This is a genomic window from Cedecea sp. NFIX57 (assembly GCF_900177785.1).
Classification (GTDB): domain Bacteria; phylum Pseudomonadota; class Gammaproteobacteria; order Enterobacterales; family Enterobacteriaceae; genus Cedecea; species Cedecea neteri_C.
This window is the reverse complement of sequence record NZ_FXAS01000083.1, coordinates 1-3,499: the sequence shown is the minus strand read 5'-3', so window position 1 is coordinate 3,499 and position 3,499 is coordinate 1. Positions and strand designations below refer to the sequence as shown.

Annotated in this window: 5 protein-coding genes and 1 pseudogene; 3 read left to right on the top strand and 3 right to left on the bottom strand. The window is 60.1% G+C overall.

Features of this window, described 5'->3' with window-relative positions; translation table 11 throughout:
- Nucleotides 1-319: 319 nt before the first annotated feature.
- Nucleotides 320-790 carry a ProQ/FINO family protein gene (locus tag B9Y90_RS25640; protein ID WP_176227940.1) on the top strand — a complete coding sequence of 157 codons (471 nt, stop codon included), beginning with the start codon at nucleotides 320-322 and terminating at the stop codon, nucleotides 788-790.
- 8 nt (nucleotides 791-798) lie between these two features.
- On the opposite strand, the gene B9Y90_RS25635 is transcribed toward B9Y90_RS25640, so the two are convergent.
- The 3 genes from B9Y90_RS25635 to B9Y90_RS25625 all read right to left on the bottom strand — a co-directional run bounded on the left by B9Y90_RS25635 (nucleotide 799) and on the right by B9Y90_RS25625 (nucleotide 2,746).
- Entirely contained in the window at nucleotides 799-1,425 is a 627-nt protein-coding gene (locus B9Y90_RS25635; protein WP_085543097.1) for a DUF2913 family protein, read from the bottom strand.
- A gap of 19 nt (nucleotides 1,426-1,444) precedes the next feature.
- Complete coding sequence (locus B9Y90_RS25630) at nucleotides 1,445-2,434, bottom strand: Rpn family recombination-promoting nuclease/putative transposase (RefSeq protein WP_085543096.1); 990 nt, start codon at nucleotides 2,432-2,434, stop codon at nucleotides 1,445-1,447.
- A gap of 78 nt (nucleotides 2,435-2,512) precedes the next feature.
- Complete coding sequence (locus B9Y90_RS25625) at nucleotides 2,513-2,746, bottom strand: helix-turn-helix domain-containing protein (RefSeq protein ID WP_085543095.1); 234 nt, start codon at nucleotides 2,744-2,746, stop codon at nucleotides 2,513-2,515.
- Between the two features lie 62 nt (nucleotides 2,747-2,808).
- Between B9Y90_RS25625 and B9Y90_RS27475 the strand changes: the two genes are divergently transcribed.
- Together B9Y90_RS27475 and B9Y90_RS27725 are read left to right on the top strand one after the other, a co-directional pair.
- Nucleotides 2,809-3,156, top strand: coding sequence for a DUF1380 family protein (locus B9Y90_RS27475; RefSeq protein WP_085543094.1), 348 nt, complete (start codon nucleotides 2,809-2,811; stop codon nucleotides 3,154-3,156).
- Between the two features lie 119 nt (nucleotides 3,157-3,275).
- Nucleotides 3,276-3,407: pseudogene (locus tag B9Y90_RS27725) on the top strand (antirestriction protein ArdA); the annotation flags it as partial.
- Between the last annotated feature and the right edge of the window lie 92 nt (nucleotides 3,408-3,499).

The following is a 3,499-nucleotide window of genomic DNA, read 5'->3' as shown; positions in this document are numbered from 1 at the left end:
AACGACAGGCCTTCAAACCGGGTACATGAACTGCTGCCCTGGAATCTCTCCTCTGTAAAATAATCCTTACGCCACGTTCAGTATGGGGCGCTTACGTCCTGATTAACTTGACCAGAACAGATGCACAGATTTTACCGTCACAGCGGGCCTGTGTCGCGGCGGCTCTGCTCCCCATGATGGACCGCATCGTCAGCCCGTATGCGTTGCCGAATGGAGGGTCTCAGCAATGAGCCATGGCCGCCCGGTGCTGTCCCTGAAGCGAAAGCCCGTGACGCCGGAGACCGGCGACAATCCGCCCATAACACCTGCCCGCCACGCGGTGATACCGGCGGCATCGGCCAGTCAGGTTTACCAGCAGAAGCGGGCGGCCCGGGAAGCGCGGGACCAGAAGCAGCTGGCTGTCGTGCCGGAAGTGAGTGTGCCACTGGCTCCCGCTCCCACGCCGTCCAGCCCCAGACGCCCACACGGAAAACCTCCCCGACTGATGCCGTTTGAGCAGGCCGTCAGCCTCTTCAGTCAGGCCTGGCCAGAGCTGTTTGAGGGGCAGCAACTGCGCCCGATGAAGAAGGGTATCCGGGAAGATGTGCTGGCCGACATCGCAGCCCGCAGCCCGGGCGTGTCCCGGAAACAGGTGCGACGCGCCCTGCTCAGCCTCACCCGCAGCGAAGCGTACGTGGCGACACTGGTCTCCGGCAGCCCCCGCTTTGGTCTCGATGGCCAGCCAGTCGGGGCGGTGACGGAGAGTGAGGCTGGGTTCAGCCGGCGACGGGTGAGGAAAGCCTGTGCCTGAGCGCGGGATTATCTGTCACCGGTCGCGGGCGACAGCGTGACCGTGTGGTACTGCGACGTCCGGTCGGTGACAACGGCAGGCAGACCATAGTCGGCCATCATGCGGAGAAATGCCGCGATGTCGCCGGTCACCCGAAAGGACATCGGCGACTGCAGGGTACCCTCTCCGGTAAAGGCGGTATTCAGTGTCTCTTTTTCCATCCAGAATCCGTTCTTCTGTGCGAAGTCGGGTATCTCCCCGGCGAGCCACTCCTTCGTCCCCATCACCTTACTGCCCCAGACGTCATCCTTCAGCACCTCCGTGGCGTACGTCAGCCGGAACAAATCGGACTGGGCCGCGATATCGCCGCTGCAGGAGCGCCACAGGTAATCAAATTTCTGGCGCAGCCCGGCGGCAGGCCCCTGGCTGCGGCCCCGCTCAAGTAAGAGAGCAATATCGGGGGCCACACACCGGGGGAAGCGTCTTTGCTTCTGCGCGGTGGCCAGCCAGCGGGTGAGGAACAGGTTTTCGGCCCAGGGCGTGCCAGCGGCACCCTCCTGTCGGGCCAGTGCGAGTGCCACCAGGGCGCAGAACGCCAGATGGGAGAGCGCCGCGACGGTGCTCTCCGGGGAGTCAGTTTCAGGGTGTGCGTTCAAAGGCCGTCCTGGCGAAGAATTAATGGCGGATTTGAGCGAGGTCGTCTTCAGTCAGGCCGGTCATTTTCATGACGGTGTTACGGTCAAGTCCGTTCTCCAGCATGGTGCGGGCAACTTCGAGTTTGCCTTCGTGCTTGCCTTCGAGTTTGCCTTCGAGTTTGCCTTCGTGGCGGCCTTTTTCAATCCCGCGCTGTTCACCGAGCTGGATGCCTTCCATGCGCCCCTTCTCAAGGCCCTTCTGTTCCAGTTTCTGTGCAATTGTCATAAAAATGTCCTCGTGTTGCGGTGACCGGCGGGCCAGCTCCTGCAGGAATACTTCAGGTCTGGCTGTATCCCCTGTCTGCAGCATCCAGTTCATCAGGGTGACCAACTGTTCATCCGTAGTGTAACCCGCAATCAGCAGGGTGACCAGATGCTCTGTCAGCTCGGCCAGGTCACGGGTACGTGCGTGTTTGAGCATCAGCTCGAGCAGGGCCATTCGCCGGTGTTGCATGATTTCGCCGTCCTCAATGGACCCGACGTCGATAAGCGGGAAATCACTGGTGTAGAGCCGTCGGGCGGCGTCCGGACTGGCGAACAGTTCCGTCCAGTTCATGGTATACGGCCAGGGGCTGCCACGTCCGTGGGTGAACAACATCGGAATAACCAGCGGCAACTGCTCATGACCGGCATCCAGGTGCTTTTGCATTGCGGCGATAGCGTACCTGGCCAGCCGGAAGGCCATGAATTTATCGGGGGACGACTGGTGCTCTATGAGCGTGTATATGTACCCTTCTCCGTCAGTCGTCTTCAGGGAGTAGAGCACGTCAGCAAAGTAGGTCCGCAGGTTTTCCTCTATAAAAGAGCCCGATTCCAGCTGCAGGGTATTCAGATCGCACAGCTGCAGCAACTCAGTGGGCAGGTGCAGGGTCAGAAAATCCCGGGCGGTATCCGTGTGGGTCAGGAAGGTTTTGAACAGTCCGTCGTGAGGGACAGGTGTGTTTCTGCCCTTTCCTTTTCTGCCTGACATGCCGCGCCTCCGTTATCTGACGATTATTCATCGGGTCTGGCGGTATTATACCGGAACTGAGGTCCGGGTACCTCAGTTTCACCCCGGCCTGTTTCCGGAGAGGCTGGCCTCAGCCTTTACCTGCAGCGCCTGTTTTCTTACTTCATCCCGCAACCGCATGATGGTCTGCCGGGAGGTGTTCAACTCCCGGGCCACGGCGCTGATGCTGGCCCCGGCGTTCAGGCGTTCCCGCGCGGCCAGTTGCTGCTCCCTGTGAATAAACAGTTCCTTGACGTTTACCTGCGGGTGCTCGTTTTCAGCGACTGTTTCCACGAATGACTGCGACCGGGCGGTGTTCCGCCCGGCTTTTTTACCGAATTATGAGGAGATTAACGATGTACGGAACCCGTGAAGCACTGTGTACCGAACTGGAGCGGATGTTTACTCCGGATGAACCGCTGGCCCTGCTGGTCTGGACGGAAGAGGGCGTTCATACCGCCTGCCCGTGTCAGTCAGGGAATGGCCGATGTGGAGATCATGAAAGCGCTGCTGGCAGCGTGAGATTCGGATGTCGCGCGGGCGCTCCGCGTTTCCGGCTCATCCTCCACGTCGTTCCGGCCTCGCGGGGAGTAACGTCCCGTGCGGCCTGCGGCAAACGCCGTGCCTCGACTTTAGCCGGGTGGCGGCTGATGCAAGGGAAGCGTAAACGCCGTCACTCTCACCCGGTCGCAGTGTTTTTTTAAATGCCTGTCACCTGTCTTCCCGTCGTTATCTCGCTCAAATTTCGCTCGCTAACCGTCCAGCCTGGTTCCGCTTTTTCTCTGCGCTGCGGCTTCGGTGACGCCCTTGCATCCTCCGCTGATCACCCGGCTGTCGTGTCGGCACATACCACAAATACAACTGCGGCAGCATCTTCAGCAAATGGTTTGACCTGACCGATTTTGAGGGCCGGGAGGATTTCTATGAAGCCTGCCAGGCGCTGCACGCCGATGAACGGTAGCACGCCTACGGCGTGAGCTCGTCTGCTTCGCAGCCGAAGTCCTTTCCACCCTCATCGCCGTATTTTATACTGGCTTTCATGTACAT

Excerpts from the sequence above, each read along its gene's own strand:
- B9Y90_RS25630 (WP_085543096.1), bottom strand. The coding sequence starts at position 2,434 with ATGTCAGGCAGAAAAGGAAAGGGCAGAAACACACCTGTCCCTCACGAC.
- B9Y90_RS27475 (WP_085543094.1), top strand. The coding sequence starts at position 2,809 with ATGTACGGAACCCGTGAAGCACTGTGTACCGAACTGGAGCGGATGTTT.